17 protein-coding genes are annotated in these 19,856 nt (G+C 63.6%); 12 read left to right on the forward strand and 5 right to left on the reverse strand.

The genetic code is table 11. From position 1 onward, the window contains the following. Positions 1-222: hypothetical protein (locus D1Y85_RS27365; protein WP_221410344.1), on the forward strand; the 222-nt coding region annotated here is incomplete at its 5' end. Positions 223-303: 81 nt separating this feature from the next. Here D1Y85_RS27365 and D1Y85_RS26240 read toward each other — a convergent pair. Next, a complete protein-coding gene (locus D1Y85_RS26240; RefSeq protein WP_124153996.1) occupies positions 304-1,563 on the reverse strand; it encodes an SGNH/GDSL hydrolase family protein in 1,260 nt (419 codons plus the stop codon). Between the two features lie 252 nt (positions 1,564-1,815). On the opposite strand from D1Y85_RS26240, the gene paaA reads away from it, so the two are divergent. The 8 genes from paaA (at position 1,816) to D1Y85_RS26280 (ending at position 8,232) form a co-directional block, all read left to right on the forward strand. Continuing rightward, a complete protein-coding gene (paaA, locus tag D1Y85_RS26245) occupies positions 1,816-2,814 on the forward strand; it encodes a 1,2-phenylacetyl-CoA epoxidase subunit PaaA (protein WP_124153997.1) in 999 nt (332 codons plus the stop codon). Positions 2,815-3,039: 225 nt separating this feature from the next. Further along, positions 3,040-3,324 (forward strand): 1,2-phenylacetyl-CoA epoxidase subunit PaaB, encoded by a 285-nt coding sequence (gene paaB, locus D1Y85_RS26250; RefSeq protein WP_027788585.1) that lies wholly within the window; start codon positions 3,040-3,042, stop codon positions 3,322-3,324. A gap of 10 nt (positions 3,325-3,334) precedes the next feature. Continuing rightward, positions 3,335-4,141, forward strand: coding sequence for a 1,2-phenylacetyl-CoA epoxidase subunit PaaC (paaC, locus tag D1Y85_RS26255; RefSeq protein WP_124153998.1), 807 nt, complete (start codon positions 3,335-3,337; stop codon positions 4,139-4,141). Between the two features lie 32 nt (positions 4,142-4,173). Next, positions 4,174-4,701 (forward strand): 1,2-phenylacetyl-CoA epoxidase subunit PaaD, encoded by a 528-nt coding sequence (paaD, locus tag D1Y85_RS26260; RefSeq protein ID WP_124153999.1) that lies wholly within the window; start codon positions 4,174-4,176, stop codon positions 4,699-4,701. Position 4,702: 1 nt separating this feature from the next. Next, positions 4,703-5,791, forward strand: coding sequence for a 1,2-phenylacetyl-CoA epoxidase subunit PaaE (gene paaE, locus D1Y85_RS26265; protein WP_124154000.1), 1,089 nt, complete (start codon positions 4,703-4,705; stop codon positions 5,789-5,791). A gap of 124 nt (positions 5,792-5,915) precedes the next feature. Continuing rightward, positions 5,916-6,716, forward strand: a complete 801-nt coding sequence (locus D1Y85_RS26270; protein ID WP_124154001.1) for a DUF1835 domain-containing protein — start codon at positions 5,916-5,918, stop codon at positions 6,714-6,716. 4 nt (positions 6,717-6,720) lie between these two features. Beyond that, positions 6,721-7,323: a TetR/AcrR family transcriptional regulator gene (locus tag D1Y85_RS26275; protein WP_124154002.1), complete on the forward strand. Its 603-nt coding sequence runs from the start codon at positions 6,721-6,723 to the stop codon at positions 7,321-7,323. 261 nt (positions 7,324-7,584) lie between these two features. After that, the gene (locus D1Y85_RS26280) at positions 7,585-8,232 is read left to right on the forward strand and encodes a GNAT family N-acetyltransferase (protein WP_124154003.1); all 648 of its coding nucleotides are present in this window, start codon (positions 7,585-7,587) and stop codon (positions 8,230-8,232) included. 61 nt (positions 8,233-8,293) lie between these two features. On the opposite strand, the gene D1Y85_RS26285 is transcribed toward D1Y85_RS26280, so the two are convergent. Further along, the gene (locus tag D1Y85_RS26285; protein WP_124154004.1) at positions 8,294-8,812 is read right to left on the reverse strand and encodes an Lrp/AsnC family transcriptional regulator; all 519 of its coding nucleotides are present in this window, start codon (positions 8,810-8,812) and stop codon (positions 8,294-8,296) included. 299 nt (positions 8,813-9,111) lie between these two features. Here D1Y85_RS26285 and hppD point away from each other — a divergent pair, with 299 nt between their 5' ends. Beyond that, on the forward strand, positions 9,112-10,209 hold the full coding sequence (gene hppD / locus D1Y85_RS26290) for a 4-hydroxyphenylpyruvate dioxygenase (protein WP_124154005.1): 1,098 nt from the start codon (positions 9,112-9,114) through the stop codon (positions 10,207-10,209). A 144-nt stretch (positions 10,210-10,353) separates the two neighbouring features. Here the strand turns inward: hppD and D1Y85_RS26295 are convergent, their stop codons facing one another. Further along, on the reverse strand, positions 10,354-10,536 hold the full coding sequence (locus D1Y85_RS26295; protein ID WP_124154006.1) for a hypothetical protein: 183 nt from the start codon (positions 10,534-10,536) through the stop codon (positions 10,354-10,356). 349 nt (positions 10,537-10,885) lie between these two features. On the opposite strand from D1Y85_RS26295, the gene D1Y85_RS26300 reads away from it, so the two are divergent. Further along, complete coding sequence (locus D1Y85_RS26300; protein WP_124154007.1) at positions 10,886-14,488, forward strand: indolepyruvate ferredoxin oxidoreductase family protein; 3,603 nt, start codon at positions 10,886-10,888, stop codon at positions 14,486-14,488. Positions 14,489-14,595: 107 nt separating this feature from the next. On the opposite strand, the gene D1Y85_RS26305 is transcribed toward D1Y85_RS26300, so the two are convergent. After that, positions 14,596-16,881 (reverse strand): NADP-dependent malic enzyme, encoded by a 2,286-nt coding sequence (locus D1Y85_RS26305; protein ID WP_124154008.1) that lies wholly within the window; start codon positions 16,879-16,881, stop codon positions 14,596-14,598. 443 nt (positions 16,882-17,324) lie between these two features. Then, on the reverse strand, positions 17,325-18,584 hold the full coding sequence (locus D1Y85_RS26310) for an MFS transporter (RefSeq protein ID WP_124154009.1): 1,260 nt from the start codon (positions 18,582-18,584) through the stop codon (positions 17,325-17,327). 444 nt (positions 18,585-19,028) lie between these two features. Here D1Y85_RS26310 and D1Y85_RS26315 point away from each other — a divergent pair, with 444 nt between their 5' ends. After that, complete coding sequence (locus D1Y85_RS26315; RefSeq protein WP_124154010.1) at positions 19,029-19,715, forward strand: orotate phosphoribosyltransferase; 687 nt, start codon at positions 19,029-19,031, stop codon at positions 19,713-19,715. Positions 19,716-19,856 lie beyond the last annotated feature (141 nt).

The raw sequence follows: 19,856 nt of genomic DNA on the forward strand, positions 1-19,856 counted from the left end.
CCCACACTTATCGGCTGTAAATTTTTAAAGATCGCATCGCAGACCCGCCGTCCAACCACTCACTACCCGGCGTTTCCTGCGTCGCTGCGTCAGCAGCAGAGAAACGAGATTATGAAGAATCTTTTTCGCTTCGTCAACAGTTTTTTTAGCGCTACCGCTGCCACCCCGTCGACTCCCGCGTCCGCCGGTTTCCGCGGCGGACCCCGCTGCCAGCACGCCTGAACCACCACGGCCGAACTGCGAAGGGGGCGAATCTTACCGCCCCCGAGCGCCACCGCGCAAGGGGGCGCAGAGAAAAATTTTCTATTTGCTTCCCGTAAGCGCCGTCAGTGGCACGGCCTCCGCCATCGCCGCATACCCCGTATCGCTCGGATGAATGTGATCGCCGCTGTCGTACTCGCGGCGCAATCGCCCAGGATCGGCGGGATCGCGCAGCGCCGCGTCGAAATCAGCCACATCATCGAATGCCCGACTGGTCCGAATCCATTTATTTACTGCCTCACGGATCGCCTCGCGGTCCGGAGGCAACGACGCAGGCGTCAGCGTCGCCCCAACGATACGCACGCCGCCCGCATGCGCCTGCGCAATCACTCGCCGGTATCCCGCGATTAGGTCTTCCGCATCCACGCGCGTATGGGGCGTGTCGCAGTCGAGTCCCGCGCGCGCCGGCATCGCCTGGAAGTTGATGTCGTTTATGCCGATCAGCAGCACAACGGTCTTCACGCCCGGGTGACGCAACGCGTCGCGCGCGAAGCGCCGCTCGAGTGCCGTACCGTAGCAGGGAGAATCGCTTAGCAAGCGGTTACCGCTAATTCCCAGATCGATCACCGCCAGATCCTGCCGCTGCTCGCGCGCAAAGCGCCGTGCCAACGCATCCGGCCAGCGGCGGTTCTGATTGAGCGATGACCGCATTCCGTCGGTGATCGAATCACCGATCGCAGCCACAGTCGATGCGTTCGAGGCATCGACCGCCAGTCCCGTCACCCAGGCGTATTGCGTAAAGCGCTGCGAAAAAGCAGTGGGCGAGGGATCCGCGACATGGTCGCCCGGTTGCGACACGAAATTGGTCTGGCTCGCCACTCGATGCCAAGCCGCCATCCTTTGCTCGCGCCCTACATAAGAACTGATCGAGTACGGCGCACCGGCGCGCAGATCGATCTCCACCGGATCGCTGTCTAGTTCCCCACCCGGCGGCACCGATACGCCAGGCCTGCCACCGAACGTCACCGGCGCCGTCGCAGCGCTCGTCGCAGCACCGCCCGCCGACGGCGCGATCCCCATCGCTTCAATGACGAGCGGCTCACGCCCGTACTCGTTGCTGACGCGAATCCTCACAATCCGCCCACCCAGCGTGGGATAGACGATCTGACGAACGGTCCGGCCCGCAATCTCGGGCGCCCGGTAAAGCGGTGGTGGGTCGGCAAGTTGGGGAATCGATTGCAGCGCGGTCGCCCAGCTCGTCACCCACGAATTCGGCGGCTGACCGGCATGCGCCGGCAAACTTGCGCCGAGCGAAACCAGAAGCGCGGTGCCAGCCACCACGCTGGAGAGAGAGAATTTCATCCGGTAGGAGGTGCAGGAGCAAAGTACCGATTTTGCCCGATGCCAGAGACCCTCCCGCCCGCCAACAGCACAAAAAAGCGCCGGCTCGAAGCACCAGCCGCGTACCACTGGTGATTTACTCGCGATTAGCTAAAACTCAAAACAACGCTCGATCGCCCGCATCATTTTCTTGCGCAAGCGCAAAAATTCATTGACCGACCGGTCGGTTGATTTATACTCCGCACACACCCAACATCGACGAGAGCGTCCGCTATGTACACGCAATCCCTCGACATCCCCGGCAACGTCGCCCCGCTCGACGCCGATGCGGCATCGCCTGAGCAGGCGCAGTTCGACGCCGTGATGGCCGCCGACGGCAAGATCGAGCCGCAAGACTGGATGCCTGAAGCCTATCGCAAGACGCTTGTGCGTCAGATCTCGCAGCACGCGCATTCGGAAGTTGTCGGCATGCTGCCCGAAGGCAACTGGATCTCGCGCGCGCCCAGCCTCAAGCGCAAGGCAATCCTGCTCGCAAAAGTGCAGGACGAAGCCGGCCACGGCCTCTATCTCTATAGCGCGGTGGAAACGCTCGGCGTTTCGCGCGACCAGCTGATCGACGCCCTCCATGCCGGCAAGGCCAAGTATTCGAGCATATTCAATTACCCGACGCCCACGTGGGCGGACGTCGGCGTGATCGGCTGGCTCGTCGACGGCGCGGCGATCATGAACCAGATCCCGCTGTGCCGCTGCACCTATGGTCCGTACGCGCGCGCCATGGTCCGCATCTGCAAGGAAGAGTCGTTCCACCAACGCCAGGGCTTCGACGCTCTGCTCGCAATGATGCAGGGCACCGACGCCCAGCGCGAACTCGTACAGCAATCCGTGAACCGCTGGTGGTGGCCGGTGCTGATGATGTTCGGCCCGAGCGATGCCGATTCGGTCCACAGCAACCAGTCCGCCAAATGGGGGATCAAGCGCATCTCGAACGACGACCTGCGCCAGAAGTTCGTCGACGCAACCGTCGAGCAGGCGAAGGTGTTGGGCGTCACGCTGCCCGATCCGGACCTGAAGTGGAACGAGGCGCGCGGGCACTATGACTACGGCACGATCGACTGGGAAGAATTCTGGCGCGTCGTGAACGGCGACGGCCCGTGCAACCGCGAGCGCCTCGGCACGCGCGTGAAGGCGCACAACGAGGGTACCTGGGTGCGTGACGCCGCGCTCGCCCACGCGGAAAAGCAGCGTCAGCGTGCGCAGAAACACACCGCGTAATTCAACAGCAACCCACTAGCGAGGGACCGGGGCAAGGGCGATGTGACGCCGGCCACGGTCGACAGCGGTGGATGTGGCCGGAGTAAGCGCCAAAGCTAATTCCGGCCGATCTCGATGCATGGGACCGGCGTAAGTGCTCTGCATGGGGCCGGAGTAAGTGCTAAAGCACTTACTCCGGCCGACAGCCAAAGCGCTAACTCTGGTCGACAAACGAAGGAGATATCGATGAACAAGGAATGGCCGATCTGGGAAGTGTTCGTGCGCAGCAAGCAGGGCCTCGACCACAAGCATTGCGGCAGTCTGCACGCCGCCGACGCCTCAATGGCGCTGCGCATGGCGCGCGACGTCTACACACGCCGCCAGGAAGGCGTGAGCATCTGGGTGGTGCCGTCGTCGGCAATCACGGCGTCGGATCCGAGCGAGAAGGCTGAGCTCTTCGAGCCGGCCGGCGACAAGATCTATCGCCACCCGACGTTCTATACGCTGCCTGACGAAGTCAACCACATGTAAGAGCGCCAATATGACGACGCCCACGCCCGAACATCTCGCGTACGTGCTGCGCCTCGCCGATACGGCGCTGATCCTCGGTCAGCGCAACACGGAATGGTGCGGTCACGGTCCGGTCCTCGAAGAGGACATCGCACTCGCCAACATGAGCCTCGATCTCATCGGCCAGTCGCGTCTGCTCTACACCCACGCCGCGACGCTCGAAAAGGCGCTCAACGGCCGCGAGCGCACCGAAGACGACTACGCGTATTTCCGCGCCGAACGCGAGTTCGCGAACTACACGCTCGCCGAACTGCCGCACTTCGGCCCGCTCGCCGGCACGACGCATTCGTCGATGGACTATGCCGTGACGATCGTGCGCAACTTCCTCTATGCGTCGCTGATGGCGCATGTGTGGACGGCGCTGCTGCGCTCCAGCGATCCGCAGCTCGCCGCGATCGCCGAACGCTCGATCAAGGAAACGCGCTATCACGTGCATCACGCGCGCGAATGGCTGATCCGCTTCGGCGACGGTACGGACGAATCGCACCGCCGCGCGCAGGACGCACTCGACTGGCTGATGCCGTACACCCGCGAGTTCTTCACCACCGATGCCGTGGAAACGAGCGTCGCCGAAGCAGGCATCGCGCCGCTCACCGCGCAGCTTGAAGCCGCGTGGCGCGCCGACGTGGAAGAAGCGCTCGGTGAGGCGACGCTCACGCTGCCGGCCGCGGTCAAGCACGTCACGACCGGCAAGCTCGGCGAGCATTCGGAACACATGGGCTTCGTGCTCGCCGAAATGCAGAGCCTCGCGCGCCAGCATCCAGGCGCGCACTGGTAAGTCCGCGAGAAACGCTGCAAGAGGAAGTCACGATGCAAGCAATGGTAGACGAGGCGCTCGAGCGCGCCTGGGCAGTGCTGGAATCGGTGCCCGATCCGGAGATTCCGGTCGTGTCGATCCGCGAGCTCGGCATCCTGCGCGACGTGCGTCGCACAGCCGACGGCCAGATCGAAGTGGTCATCACGCCCACGTATTCCGGCTGCCCGGCGATGTCGCAGATCGCGGAAGACGTCGCGCATGCGCTCGACGTCGCCCAACTCGCGCCGTACCGCATCGCGACAACCCTCACGCCCGCCTGGACGACTGACTGGATCACCGACGAAGCGCGCGAAAAGCTGCGCGCCTACGGCATCGCGCCGCCCACGGGCAACTGTGGCAGCGGCACGCAAGCCGCGCTTCAGCCTGTCACCTTCATGCCAAAGCCGCTGCCCGCGCCTGCCTGCCCGCATTGCGGCTCGCAGCACACCGAACGCCTCGCGCAGTTCGGCTCGACCGCGTGCAAGGCGCTCTACCGCTGCATCGACTGCCGCGAACCCTTCGACTATTTCAAACCGTACTGATATGGCCACTCCGCAATTCCATTCGCTGCGCATCCGCGAAGTGCGGCCCGAAACCGTGGACTCGGTCTCCGTCGCGTTCGAGGTCCCGCCCGCGCTGCGCGACGCGTATCGCTTCACGCAGGGGCAATTCGTCACGCTCAAGACCCACATCGACGGCGAGGAAACGCGCCGCTCTTACTCGATCTGCGTCGGCGTGACCGACTACGACCGTGACGGCGAACTGCGCATCGGCATCAAGCGCGTGCGCGGCGGGCGCTTCTCGAACTTTGCATTCGAGCAGCTCGCGCCGGGACACGAGATCGACGTCATGACACCCGATGGCCGCTTCTTCACGCACCTGAACGCCGACCACGGCAAGCATTACGTCGCGTTCTCGGGCGGATCGGGCATCACGCCGGTGCTCGCGATCATCAAGACGACGCTCGACACGGAGCCGCGCAGCGCGTTTTCGCTGGTCTACGGCAACCGCAGCGTCGATCAGATCATGTTCGCCGAAGAGCTCGAAGACTTGAAGAACCGGTACATGAACCGCTTCATGCTCTATCACGTGCTTTCGGACGACCTGCAGGACGTCGAGCTCTTCAACGGCGTACTCGATCAGGCGAAATGCGCAGCGTTCCTCGAAACCCTGCTGCCGCCCGACGAGATCGACGAGGCATTCATCTGCGGCCCCGCGCCGATGATGGACGCCGCCGAAGCAGCGCTGAAGGCCGCGGGCGTACCGCAGGCCAAAGTGCATGTCGAGCGCTTCGGCTCGCCGCTGCCGCAGGCCGGCGCACCGGCCGTCGAAATCACCGAAAACACGCCGGCCGCCGACCTCGAAATCGTGCTCGACGGCAAGAAGCGCAAGCTGCGCCTGCCTTACGAGGGTGTGAGCCTGCTCGACGTGGGCCTTCACGCCGGCCTCGCGCTGCCCTATGCCTGCAAGGGCGGGGTGTGCTGCACGTGCCGCGCGAAGGTGCTCGAGGGCGAGGTGAAGATGGACAAGAACTACACCCTCGAAGAGCAGGAAGTCAGAGATGGTTTCGTGCTCACCTGTCAATGCCATCCGGTGAGTGACAAGGTAGTCGTAAGTTTCGACGAGCGTTAGAGCAACGGTACGCTTTCGGCCCTCAAGCGATCCGCTTACACTAGGGGCCGCCCGCAACCGGAGCAACTCCGGCGAGCGGGCGGCCCTTTTTGTTTTGGCATTCCCGGAATGCAATGAGCTGTCGATGACCACGATCCACCTCACCCACGACGAGCCGGTTGCGGCGGCGTTGCGCCTTGCGCTCGAGTCGGTCGGCCGTACCGACCGCGTGATCGCGCTGCCCGATGACCTGACGGTCGGCCCGCTTCGCGATATCGACGCGCCCGGTAACCCTGCCGCTGCACAGCGAACCGCATTCTGGCTGCGCCTTGGCGGCGTGCCTGAGGTGCTGACGGCCCGCGATTGCGTGGCACTCGAATCGATCGAGACCGACGACACCAACGTGGTGATCTGGCACACAAACGCCGCCGCCGACCAGTTGACGCTGCGGCGCATCTGCTATCGGCTGCGCAACGCACCGCAGCGCCTGAACGAAGTGCGCCTCACCGCCGATGAAATCGCGGGCGTTGCTGCCGCGACACACCTCGCGGCGCGTCTTCCCGACGCAGCGCCGATTTCGGTGCTGCGCATCACGCGGCTCGCGCTGGAATGGCAGGAAGCGAAGTTCGCGAACGGCGAGTCGCGCCGCTGGCGCGACAACACGTTCACGAGCGGCACGTGGGCGGACCTCGACCTGCTGATCCTCGACATCGTGAGCACATCGGAAACGCCGTGGCTCGCCCCACACGCGATCGTGGCCGCTCTGCCGGGCTCGGGCGCCGGTGCACCGTCGTACGAGCCGGTTGTGGTGTGGCGTCTTCGCGAACTGGCCGCGGCCGGCGAGCTTCGCCTGCGCGATGACATGTACGTTGCGCGCGCAGTGACCGATCCAGCCCTGCGCCCGGCCACCCAGCATGCGGCGACGTATCCTTCCCTCCACCGCTGACACTATGGCCCGTACCCGAGCGCCCGACCACGAGACGCAACGCGACCAGATTCTCGAACTCGCCGCAGCAAAGTTCGCGCAGACGAGCTACCCCAGCACGTCGATGTCCGATCTCGCCGCCGCAAGCGGCACATCCAAGGCCCGCCTCTACCACTATTACGAAAGCAAGGAAGCGATCCTCTTCGATCTGCTCGACCGCTACACGAAGCGGCTGATGCTGATCATCGCGGAGGTGGAAGGCACAAGCCAGCGACAAGGCCTGAACGAGCGTGAGGCGTTCGCCGAGCTGATCCGCGCGTTCCTCGCCGAATACGAGACGTCGCATAGCCGACACGTCGCGCTGCTCAACGATGTGAAGTATCTCGTGGACGCCCAGCGCGAAATCATCCTGAACCGCCAGCGTGACGTCGTCGCTGCGTTTACACGGCAACTGGCGCGTGCCTATCCCGGGCGCGTCACGGCAGAAAACCAGACGGCACTGACGATGATGGTGTTCGGCATGATCAACTGGACGTTCACGTGGCTGAAGCCGGGTGGACGAATGGGCTACGGCGACTTCGCCGAGCAGGTGATCAGCATGGTCGACCAGGGGCTGCAGACCACTTGAACGCGACGCCAGGCGCTGGCTCTGGCGGGACGAATTGTCGCGACGCAACATGATGCGCGCCGACAACACCGCGACCCAGGATCTCGCCCATAAAAATTAATCTTACTAAATCAATGATTTAGCGATATTTTGCTATAAATTAGGCATAACATTCAGATCTGTAATACGGGTTTTCCCTATACCCATACCAGGGTTTCCGCTAGAATTCGTTTTGCAGCGCATCAAGCCGCTCGCATCACGCACTCCAAGGAGAACCCACCCATGCACACGATTTCGACCCAAGCCGACGAGCCGTTGGTGTCGCCCGGTCACTCGCCTGTCATGATTCGCGTTCTTACCTCGGCTGACCGTGAGCGCCTGCTCGGCCACTTCCTCGCACTCGAGAACGACGACCGCCTGTTGCGTTTCGGTCAGGCCGCACCGGACCATGTGATCGAAAATTACGTCCGCTCGCTGAACTTCACGCGCGACACCGTGTTCGGCGTGTTCGACCATCAGCTGCAACTGGTCGGCGTCGGCCATCTTGCCTACCTGCCGGCTGACGGCAACGGCCGTACCGCCGAATTCGGCGTCTCCGTGCTCGAAAGCGCACGCGGCCAGGGCATCGGTTCGAAGCTGTTCGAGCGAGCCGCAATCCGCAGCCGCAACACGCACGTTACGACGCTGTACATGCACTGCCTGTCGCGCAACGCGACGATGATGCACATCGCCAAAAAGTCGGGCATGAAGATCGAATACGCGTACGGTGAAGCCGACGCGTACCTGTCGCTCGAACCGGCCGACCAGAGCAGCATCATCACGGAAATGCTCGCGGAGCAAGCCGCCGCATTCGACTACGCACTCAAGCGCCAGGCGCGTCAGGCTACGAAGCTGATGGAGTCGATCCTGCCGCACGCTGTTGCGGTCTGAATGCAGCGACCTCTATTAGCGAAAAAAGCGGCTTCGGCCGCTTTTTTTGTTTCGGCGCCTTCTAGCGAATCGGCAGCGCCGTCGTTTCCTTGAAAGTGTCGAGCGAAAAGCTCGATTTCACGTCGATCACTGACGGATGGTGCAGCAACTGGTCCTGCACGAACCGCGAGAAGTGCGCCATGTCTTCCACTTGCACGCGCAACAGAAAGTCCATGTCGCCCGTCATCGCGTGACACGCCACGACCTCGGGCCAGGTCTGCACCGCGGCACGGAACAGCTCGGCGTGCGTCGTCCCGGCGCGACCCGCGGGCCCTTCGCGCACCGCAGTCACGGCGAGGCCGCCGCGCTTTTCCAGTCTCACGCTCACGTAGGCCAACAGGTCGAGCCCGAGCTTCTGCGCATCGAGCAGCGCCACATAGCCGCGAATCACCCCGCTCTCCTCCAGCCGCCGGATGCGACGCAAGCAGGGGCTCGGCGACAGGTTCACGCGCTCCGCAATGTCCTGATTCGAAAGCCGCCCGTTCTCCTGAAGAATCGCCAGGATTCGGCGGTCGATTGCGTCTAGCTCGATGCTCGCCATGTTCTGCCATCCAGTACCTTGATTCTGGAATTTTATAGCGCAGTCTCTCCTTTGAGCGCTTTATTTCGCATATTTTCGCCCTCACCCGGCGACTACACTGCCCACACGAGATTGATCTTGCGCAAGTTTTTCGTGAGGTCGCAGTGACGGCGTTCGGTCGCCCTTTCAGGTAGGGGATTGGAACGGGGCTAAAGCCCTTACTTCGGTCGTCGCGCTCATTCGGGCGTGGAGCCGGAGTGAGCACTGAAGCGATCACCCGCGCCGACACGCTAACTCTCGCCGACACACAGGAGACAACCATGCAGGTCCCCACCTGGGATAACCCCGTCGGCACCGACGGTTTTGAGTTCATCGAGTACACCGCGCCAGACCCCAAGGCACTCGGCAAGCTGTTCGAGCGGATGGGCTTCACGGCGATCGCGCGCCACCGCCACAAGAACGTCACGCTGTACCGCCAGGGCACGATCAACTTCATCGTCAACGCCGAACCCGATTCGTTCGCCCAGCGCTTCGCGCGTCTGCACGGCCCGTCGATCTGCGCGATCGCCTTTCGCGTGCAGGATGCGGCGAAAGCGTACAAACACGCGCTCGAACTCGGCGCCTGGGGTTTCGACAACAAGACCGGCCCGATGGAGCTGAATATCCCGGCGATCAAGGGCATCGGCGACTCGCTGATCTATTTCGTCGACCGCTGGCGCGGCAAGAACGGCGCGACACCCGGCAGCATCGGCGATATCAGCATCTACGATGTCGATTTCGAACCTATCCCCGGCGCGGATCAAAATCCGGCAGGCCACGGCCTCACCTACATCGACCACCTCACGCACAACGTCCACCGCGGCCGCATGAACGAGTGGGCCGAATTCTATGAGCGCCTCTTCAACTTCCGCGAAATCCGCTACTTCGATATCGAAGGGAAGGTGACCGGCGTGAAGTCGAAGGCGATGACGTCACCATGCGGCAAGATCCGCATTCCGATCAACGAGGAAGGGTCGGAAACGGCTGGCCAGATCCAGGAGTATCTCGACGCGTATCACGGCGAAGGCATCCAGCACATCGCGCTCGGCACCAACGACATCTACCGGACCGTCGACGGCCTGCGCGCATCGACCATCGCGCTGCTCGACACGATCGACACGTACTACGAACTCGTCGACCGCCGCATTCCGGATCACGGCGAACCGCTCGCCGAACTGAAGAAGCGCAAGATCCTGATCGACGGCGCGCCCGACGACCTGCTGCTGCAGATCTTCACCGAAAACCAGATCGGCCCGATCTTCTTCGAGATCATCCAGCGCAAGGGCAATCAGGGCTTCGGCGAGGGCAATTTCAAGGCGCTGTTCGAATCGATCGAGCTCGACCAGATCCGTCGCGGCGTAGTGCAGGACAAGGCGTAACCTAACCGCCTTCGAACTGCAAACAAAAAGGGCGAAAACCTCGCGATTTTCGCCCTTTTCGACTTTCGGAGACCCGCCGCCGCACACCCGGCCGCGGGATCTGGTACGTGGAATGTCGCGCGGATCAGCGCGGCATCGTGGAAATCATCTGGATTGCTGGCCGGTTTTCGATACCGTCGTGGCGCCGACATCGGCGATTGCGCACTGCGCGACACTGGCCGTTGCACTCGTTACGCCCCGGCTGCTCGCGTGCGCTTGCAGCGGCGCGTTCATCGCGAAGAATGCGGCCGAAACCGTCAGGAACGCCTGGATATGTCGATGGTTCATGCTGACTCCTTTTTCAAACTGCCTGTTGCGGTAGTACCCCATTTACCGCGTGGGGCGCTGCGCGAAACGCACAGGTGAGGGGGTTAGACAGGAATATCAACTCCAGTTCCTCGATAGTGCAGGTTTTACACGCTGTTACGCCAAACCGTATTCCGATACGTTAGTTGTTACAACACGCTGACGGAATCTGAGTGTAATGCGGCGATTTCTGACGCGAAGCGGCGGGTTTGCCCCAGTGCTACCATCGGTAAAAACACGCCAATATGGCGCCCCGGGCCGGAGCATTCACAAGATGCCGAGGCACGAAGTTCTGTGGTGATCCCAAGACTATGGTGGAGGAGTACACATAATGAATGCCCCGCTCGACGCTGGTCAGCGTGCTTCGCTCGAAGCCGCGCTAGCTTCCGTCACGCTCGACGACAAATACACGCTCGATCGCGGCCGCGCTTACATGAGCGGCATCCAGGCGCTGGTCCGCCTGCCGATGCTGCAGCAAGAGCGCGACAAGGCCGCCGGTCTCAACACCGCGGGGTTCATCTCCGGTTATCGCGGCTCTCCGCTCGGCAGTCTGGACCAGTCGCTCTGGAAGGCCAAACAGCATCTCGCCGCCCACCAGATCGTCTTTCAACCCGGCATCAACGAAGACCTCGCCGCCACGGCAGTCTGGGGGTCGCAGCAGGTGAACCTGTACCCATCGGCGAAATACGACGGCGTTTTCTCGATGTGGTACGGCAAGGGCCCCGGCGTCGATCGCAGCGGCGACGTTCTCAAGCACGGCAACTCGGCTGGCTCGTCGCGTCACGGCGGCGTCCTCGTGCTCGCCGGCGACGACCACGCCGCCAAGTCCTCGACGCTCGCGCACCAGTCGGAGCACATCTTCAAGGCCTGCGGCCTGCCGGTGCTGTTCCCGTCGAACGTCCAGGAATACCTCGACTTCGGCCTGCACGGTTGGGCCATGAGCCGCTACTCCGGACTCTGGGTCGCCATGAAGTGCGTGACTGATGTGGTCGAATCGTCGGCTTCGGTCGAAATCGATCCACATCGCACCAACATCATTCTGCCGACCGATTTCATCTTGCCCGAAGGCGGTCTGAACATCCGCTGGCCCGATCCGCCGCTCGTGCAGGAAGCGCGTCTGCTCGACTACAAGTGGTACGCGGGCCTCGCTTACGTCCGCGCCAACAAGCTCGACCGTGTCGAGATCGATTCGCCGCACGCGCGCTTCGGCATCATGACCGGCGGCAAGGCGTATCTGGATGTGCGCCAGGCGCTCACCGACCTCGGTCTCGACGATGCGACCTGCTCGCGCATCGGCGTGCGGCTCTACAAGGTCGGCTGCGTGTGGCCGCTCGAAGCGCAGGGCGCGCAGGCGTTCGCGCGCGGGCTCGACGAAATTCTCGTCGTCGAGGAAAAGCGCCAGATCCTCGAATACGCGATCAAGGAAGAGCTGTACAACTGGCCCGACGCGCAGCGTCCGCGCGTGTACGGCAAATTCGACGAAAAGGACGGCGCCGGCGGCGAATGGTCGGTGCCGATGGGCAACTGGCTCCTGCCCGCGCACTACGAGCTCTCGCCCGCGATCATTGCGAAAGCGATCGCCACGCGACTCCAGAAGTTCGAGTTGCCCTCCGACCTGCGCGCGCGCATCGCATCGCGCATCGCCGTGATCGAGGCCAAGGAGAAGGCGCTTGCGAAGCCGCGCGTGCAGGTCGAACGCAAGCCGTGGTTCTGCTCGGGCTGTCCGCACAATACGTCGACGAACGTGCCCGAAGGTTCGCGTGCAATGGCTGGCATCGGCTGCCACTACATGACCACCTGGATGGACCGCAGCACGAGCACCTTTAGCCAGATGGGCGGCGAAGGCGTGGCGTGGGTCGGTCAGGCGCCGTTTTCGAACGACAAGCACGTGTTCGCCAACCTCGGCGACGGCACCTATTTCCACTCAGGTCTGCTCGCGATTCGCGCGGCAATCGCGTCGAAGGCGAACATCACCTACAAGATTCTCTACAACGACGCCGTTGCCATGACGGGCGGCCAGCCCGTCGACGGCGTGCTCACGGTGCCGCAGATCACGCATCAACTCGCCGCGGAAGGCGCCGCGAAGATCGTGATCGTCACGGACGAACCGCAAAAGTACGACGGCGTCACGTCGCTCGCTCCGGGCGTCACGATCCATCACCGGGACCAGCTCGACGCAATTCAACGCGAACTGCGCGAGGTCTCCGGCACGTCGATCCTGATCTACGACCAGACCTGCGCCACCGAGAAGCGCCGCCGCCGCAAGCGCGGCACGTATCCGGACCCGGCGAAGCGTGTGGTGATCAACGAAGCCGTCTGCGAAGGATGCGGCGACTGCTCGGTGCAGTCGAACTGCCTGTCGGTCGAGCCGCTCGAGACCGAGTACGGCACGAAGCGCCAGATCAACCAGTCAAGCTGCAACAAGGACTTCTCGTGCCTGAAGGGCTTCTGCCCGAGCTTCGTCACGGTCGAGGGCGGACAGTTGCGCAAGCCGAAGGCGAGCAGCGCCGCGAAGGAGTCGATGCCGCCCGTGCCGACGCCCGATATTCCCACGCTCGCGCAACCGTATGGCGTGCTCGTGACGGGCGTGGGCGGTACCGGCGTCGTGACGATCGGCGCGCTGCTCGGCATGGCCGCGCACCTCGAAAACAAGGGCGTGACCGTACTCGACGTCACCGGCCTGGCGCAAAAGGGCGGCGCGGTGATGAGCCACGTCCAGATCGCAAGTCGGCCCGCCGACATCCACGCGACGCGCATCGCCATGGGCGAGGCGAAGCTCGTGATTGGCTGCGACGCCATCGTGACCGCCAGCGACGACTGTGTCTCGCGCATGCAGGAAGGCCAGACGCGTGTCGTGCTCAACAGCGCGCCCACGCCGACCGCCGAGTTCATCAAGAATCCGGACTGGCGATTCCCGGGCTCGAACACCGAAGCCGATGTGCGCGCAGCAGCAGGTGCAGACGGCGTCGCAGCCGTTGATGCGAACCACTACGCGCTCACGCTGCTCGGCGATGCGATCTACACGAACCCGTTCGTGCTCGGTTACGCGTGGCAACGCGGCTGGCTGCCGCTCACGCACGAATCGCTCACACGTGCGATCGAACTGAACGCTGTGCAGGTGGAGAAGAATCTCGCCGCGTTCGAATGGGGTCGCCGCGTGGCGCACGATCGCGCCGCTGTCGACGCGCTCGTCAGGAAACCCGCGACGGCGCCGAACGCCCAGGCGATGGAAAGCGGCGCGAAGATCGTCTCGCTGCATACCCCGAAGGCGCTCGATGCGCTGATCGACAAGCGCGTGCAATACCTCACCGCATACCAGAACGACGCGTACGCGTCGCGTTATCGCGAGCTGGTTGCGGACGTGCGCGCGGCGGAAAGCAGGCTCGAGCGCCCGGATGGCCAGTTCGCGCTGACCGAAGCTGTCGCGAAGAACCTGCACAAGCTGATGGCGTACAAGGACGAATACGAAGTTGCGCGTCTCTACGCCGATCCGGCATTCATCGAGAAGTTGAAAGCAAGCTTCGAAGGCGACTGGAAGCTGAATTTCCACCTCGCGCCGCCGACCTTCGCGAAGCACGACGACAAGGGCCATCTGCTGAAGAAGCAGTACGGCCCGCGCATGCTCACCGCGATGCGCGTGCTCGCGAAGCTGAAGTTCCTGCGCGGCACGGCGCTCGATCCGTTCGGCCGCACTGCGGAGCGGCGTCATGAACGCGCGCTGATTGTCGAGTATGAAGCGCTGGTACGCGAACTGAAGAGCGGGCTTAACGCAGGGAATCTCACGCTCGCGGTCGAACTGGCGAGTCTGCCCGATGGAATTCGCGGCTACGGTCACGTGAAGGAAAACAACCTCGTGGCCGTGCGCGCGAAGTGGGCCGCGCTCCTCGAAAAGTGGCGCGCGCCGCAGGGTGGCGCAGCGCGTAACGCGGCCTGACGACGCGTCAGCGGTACAGCAAAAACAAAGGGCGCTCCGTGAAAACGGAGCGCCCTTTTCTTTGAACGGCAGGATCAGACGCGCTCAGTCGCGCCGACCCTCGTGTATCACGATGCCGCCGACTTCCTCACCGCCGCGTTCGCCGACGCGACGGCCGTCATGTTGATGACACGTCGCACGGTCGCCGCCGGCGTGAGGATATGCACTGGCCGCGATGCGCCGAGCAGGAACGGCCCCACCGTCACGCCTTCACCGCCGATCACCTTCAACAGGTTGTACGCGATGTTCGCCGCTTCCACGTTCGGCATGACGAGCAGATTCGCTTCGCCCGCGAGCGTCGTGCCCGGAAACGCCTGCTTGCGGATCAGTTCCGAAAGCGCCGCATCGCCGTGCATTTCGCCGTCCACTTCGAGCTGCGGTGCGCGCTGCGCGATCAGCTCGCGCGCCGCCTGCATGCGCTGCGACGTCGACGAACGCACGCTGCCGAAGTTCGAGCTGGAAACGAGCGCCACCTTCGGCGTGATGCCGAACTTCTCGATTTCACGCGCGGCGAGGATCGTCATGTCGGCGAGTTGCTCGGCGCCCGGCACTTCGTTGACGTACGTGTCGCTGATGAACAGATTGCGACCCGGCAGCATCAGCAGGTTCATGGCCGCGTAGGTCTCGGCATCGCCGGCCTTGCCGAGCACCTCGTCGATGAACTTCAGATGGAAATCGAAGCTGTTCACGAGACCGCAGATCATGCCGTCCGCGTAGCCCAGACGCACGAGCAGCGCACCGATCAGCGTATTGAACTTGCGCAATGCCGCCTTCGCCATCTCGGGCGTGACGCCCCGACGCGCACCGAGTTGGTGATACGTCTGCCAGGCCTCCTGGAAGCGCGGATCGTCTTCCGGATCGACGACTTCGAAGTCGGTGCCGGGACGCAGCTTCGAGCCCATCTTCTTCAGGCGCATGTCGATAACGGGCGGACGGCCCACGAGGATCGGCTTCGCAATCTTTTCGTGGAGCACGAACTGCGCAGCGCGCAGCACGCGATCGTCCTCGCCCTCGGCAAACACGATGCGCGCCTGGCTCGCTTTCGCAGCGGCGAACACCGGACGCATCACCATGCCCGAGCGATAGACGGTCGCGCCCAGTTGCTCGCGGTAAGCGTCCATGTCGGCGATCGGACGCGTCGCGACGCCCGAATCCATCGCGGCCTGCGCAACCGCAGGCGCGATCTTGATGATGAGACGCGGATCGAAGGGCTTCGGAATCAGGTACTCAGGACCGAATTCGAGCGTATGACCTTCATAGGCCTTCGCCACTTCGTCGCCCTGGTCGGCCTCTTCCGCGAGTTCGGCAATCGCGCGCACGCACGCGAGCTTCATCTCTTCGGTGATGGTCGTCGCGCCCACGTCGAGTGCGCCGCGGAAGATGAACGGGAAGCACAGCACGTTGTTGACCTGGTTCGGGTAGTCCGAACGGCCGGTCGCGATGATCGCATCGGGGCGTACCTTCTTCGCCTCTTCCGGGCGGATTTCCGGCTCCGGATTCGCGAGCGCAAGGATCAGCGGCTTGTCGGCCATTTCCTTGACCATCTCCGGCTTGAGCACGCCCGCGCCCGAACAGCCGAGGAACACGTCGGCGGCCTTCGTGGCGTCGCCGAGCGTGCGCGCCTCGGTGTTGGCCGCATAGCGCGCCTTCGACGGATCGAGATTGCCACGCCCTTCGTAAATCACGCCCTTCGAGTCGGCAACGAGGATGTTCTCTTTCTTCAGGCCGAGCTTCACAAGCAGGTCCAGACACGCGATCGCTGCCGCACCGGCGCCCGAACAGACGAGCTTCACATCGCCGAGATTCTTGCCGACGACTTTCAGGCCGTTGAGGATCGCAGCGGAGGCGATGATCGCCGTACCGTGCTGGTCGTCGTGGAAGACGGGGATCTTCATGCGCTCGCGCAGCTTCTGCTCAATGTAGAAGCACTCGGGTGCCTTGATATCTTCGAGATTGATGCCGCCGAGCGTCGGCTCGAGCATCGCGATGGCTTCGACGAGCTTGTCCGGGTCCGACTCGCTGAGTTCGATGTCGAAGACATCGATGCCCGCGAACTTCTTGAAGAGACAGCCCTTGCCTTCCATCACCGGCTTCGCCGCGAGCGGACCGATGTTGCCGAGGCCGAGCACGGCGGTGCCGTTCGTCACGACGCCTACGAGGTTGCCGCGCGAGGTGTACTTTTGCGCGTCGAGCGGATCGGCGTGGATTGCTTCGCAGGCTGCGGCGACGCCCGGCGAATACGCGAGGGACAGATCGAGCTGGTTCGAGAGCGGCTTGGTCGGCGTCACCGAAATCTTGCCGGGCTTGGGATTCTGGTGATAAGCGAGCGCGCTTTGCTTCAGTTGTTCATCCATTTTCAGGCCTGTCTGGACGTGAGAGACATGAGTCGTCTAATGCTCGTAGACCCGCCGCTTCGCTGGCTGTTCTCAGGGATTCGACCGCACTGGCCCGCGCGCCGGACGAGTGCCGGCAAGCAACCCTGGAACAAACCGCGATACGACGAGGGTGAATTGGCGGGGGCGATAAGTGTACACCGCGCGAAGGAGTGAGGACGTGGGTCCGGGCCCCCTATGCGGTAGGGCGCCTCGACGCTTTTACCGACGCGTGACGTGCGAATCCGCAGGGTCGGCCAGCCCGGAAATGGGTGCCGAAGTGCTGGATGAGACTATCCGAACTCAGGAGAAGCGGCTACGCCAGGATCGAAGCGGAATGCGTGTGCGATCGATTGCACAGCGCGGTGAAGCTGAATGCGCGGCGGGCGTGAAAATAGCCGTGCACGGCACCGCGCCCCGAACCGTCACTCAAGCGCGACGGCGCGACGCTCGGGGATCAGGAACAGTGTCGCGAGAATATCGAGCACGTAGATCGACGCGAGCATCGCCAGCGCTACGCCGAACGAGAACCGCGCCGCCAGCGCGCCGACAGCGAGCGGACCGAAGCCACCTACGGCCCTGCCGATATTGAAGAGCACGTTTTGCGCGGTGGCGCGCGCGGCGGTTGGATAGAGCTCTGAAATAAGCGCCCCGTAGCCGCCGATCATGCCATTCACGAACACGCCCATCGCGGCGCCGCCCACCAGCAGCGCGGCAGGCGTGACGAGATGCGCGTAGACGAACACCATCACGACCGCGCCCGCCTGATAAACGAGGAAGGTAGGCCGCCGCCCGAAGCGATCTGCGGCGATGCCGAACAACCAGATGCCGAGCGCCATCCCGGCGACGGTGGCTGCGGTCCAAAATCCCGACTTCGTCAACGAATAGCCAAACGACTTCGACAAATAAGCCGGCAGCCAGATCATCAGACCGTAATAGCCGAAGTTCTGCACCGAGCAAAGGATGGCGACGCCGACACTCGCTCGCGCGGTGCGAGCGTCAGCGACGAGCAGGCGTAGCGCGCGAGGGCGCTTCGCGGACGGCGTGCGCATCGCGCGCTGCGCGTGCTCGATGAACAGCGCGGGTTCCTCCACGCGCCGCCGCACGGCGAACGAGACGATCGCGGGCAACAGGCCCACCGCAAACATGCCGCGCCAGCCGATCAGCGGCAGGAGCCAGGGTGTGAGGAGCGCGGCAGCGAGCACGCCGAGTTGCCAGCCGAGCCCGACATACGACGACGCCCGCGCCCGCAGGTGCGCGGGCCAGGTCTCGGCGACGAGCGCCATGCCGATGCCGAACTCGCCGCCAAGGCCCACCCCGGCGATCGTCCGGTAGACGAGCAGATCGGCGTAACCGCGCGCGAGCGCGCAGAGGCCGGTGAAGACAGCGAACAGCAGGATCGTCCACGAGAGCACGCGCACGCGACCATAGCGATCGCTCAAGAGCCCGAACACGATCCCACCCGCCACCGCGCCGACGAGCGTCCACGTGACGAGCGACCCGGCCTGCGCCGTGCCCAGATGGAGATCGGCACTGATCGCGGGCAGCATGAATCCGAGCATCAGCAGGTCGAAGCCGTCCATCGCGTAGCCGAGCACCGACGCGACCAACGCGCGAATCGCGTGGCCGCGCTGACCGGTGGCAGGCGCTGCAGGAGAAACGGCGGACGGAGAAACAACAGTCATGAATACATCCTGTGAACGGCCGGGCGCGGACCCGGAAAAACCGGCGTGAGTGTAATGGCGAGCGGGCGCCGTCACAACGGCGAAAGAAAAAACGTGCCGAAACACGGGCAACATCGCCACACGATGATCACACCCCAAAATACGTCTGCCCTTCGCTCCAACCGCCGCGGCACGGTGCGCTCGACTCGTCGCTGCACGTCAAGTCGGGTAAAATGCTGGGCTACGCGCGCAAGAGAAGCCGCCCGGATCAACGGATGAACCGACGCGATCGACGCAATCGACGCAAGGGGTCGCCCCAGACGAACGTCGGGTGGCCAACGCGATCCGGGCCGCGCACCGAGGGTCCCGATGCCAGACATCCGGATTCACCGTGCCAGCGCCACCTGACGTAATGGGCCGCACAGCGCCCGCCCTGCCCTCGCTTTCATATCCAAGGATTCGCCCATGACAGGCTACGATCGCCAGACGATCTCGGACACGACCGCCAAAATGCTGCTCGAAGTGAAGGCCGTGCACTTCAACGCCGAAAAGCCCTTCATCTTCACCTCCGGCTGGGCGAGCCCGGTCTACATCGACTGCCGCAAGCTGATCTCGTATCCGCGCGTGCGCCGCGGCCTGATGGAAATGGCCGAAGCCACGATCCTGCGTGACGTCGGTTACGAGCAGATCGACGCCGTCGCCGGCGGCGAAACCGCAGGCATTCCGTTTGCCGCCTGGCTGTCGGACCGCCTGATGGTGCCGATGCAGTACGTGCGCAAGAAGCCGAAGGGCTTTGGCCGCAACGCGCAGATCGAAGGTCTCCTCACCGAAGGCCAGCGCGTGCTGCTCGTCGAAGACCTGACCACCGACAGCCGCAGCAAGATCAACTTCATCAACGCACTGCGCACGGCCGGCGCGACGGTGAACCACTGCTTCGTGCTGTTCCACTACAACATCTTCAAGGAAAGCGTTTCGGTCCTGAAAGACATCGACGTCGATCTGCACGCACTCGCCACCTGGTGGGACGTGCTGCGCGTCGCGAAGGAAGCGGGCTACTTCGAAACGAAGACGCTCGACGAAGTCGAGAAATTCCTGCATGCGCCCGCCGAATGGTCGGCGGCACACGGCGGCGCGACTGCGGCACCGCAGTAACGCAACCGTCCGGTGCTGGGCGCGCGACGGCAAGCCCGCGCGCCACGCAAAACAAAAGGTTCATCGACGATTACCGGGGAACGCGGCGCGGATTTTGAGGAAGAAGTACTCCTCGTCGCGGTACCCGTAAGCTCGACGCTT

It is taken from the genome of Paraburkholderia dinghuensis, assembly GCF_003837865.1.
GTDB lineage: Bacteria > Pseudomonadota > Gammaproteobacteria > Burkholderiales > Burkholderiaceae > Paraburkholderia > Paraburkholderia dinghuensis.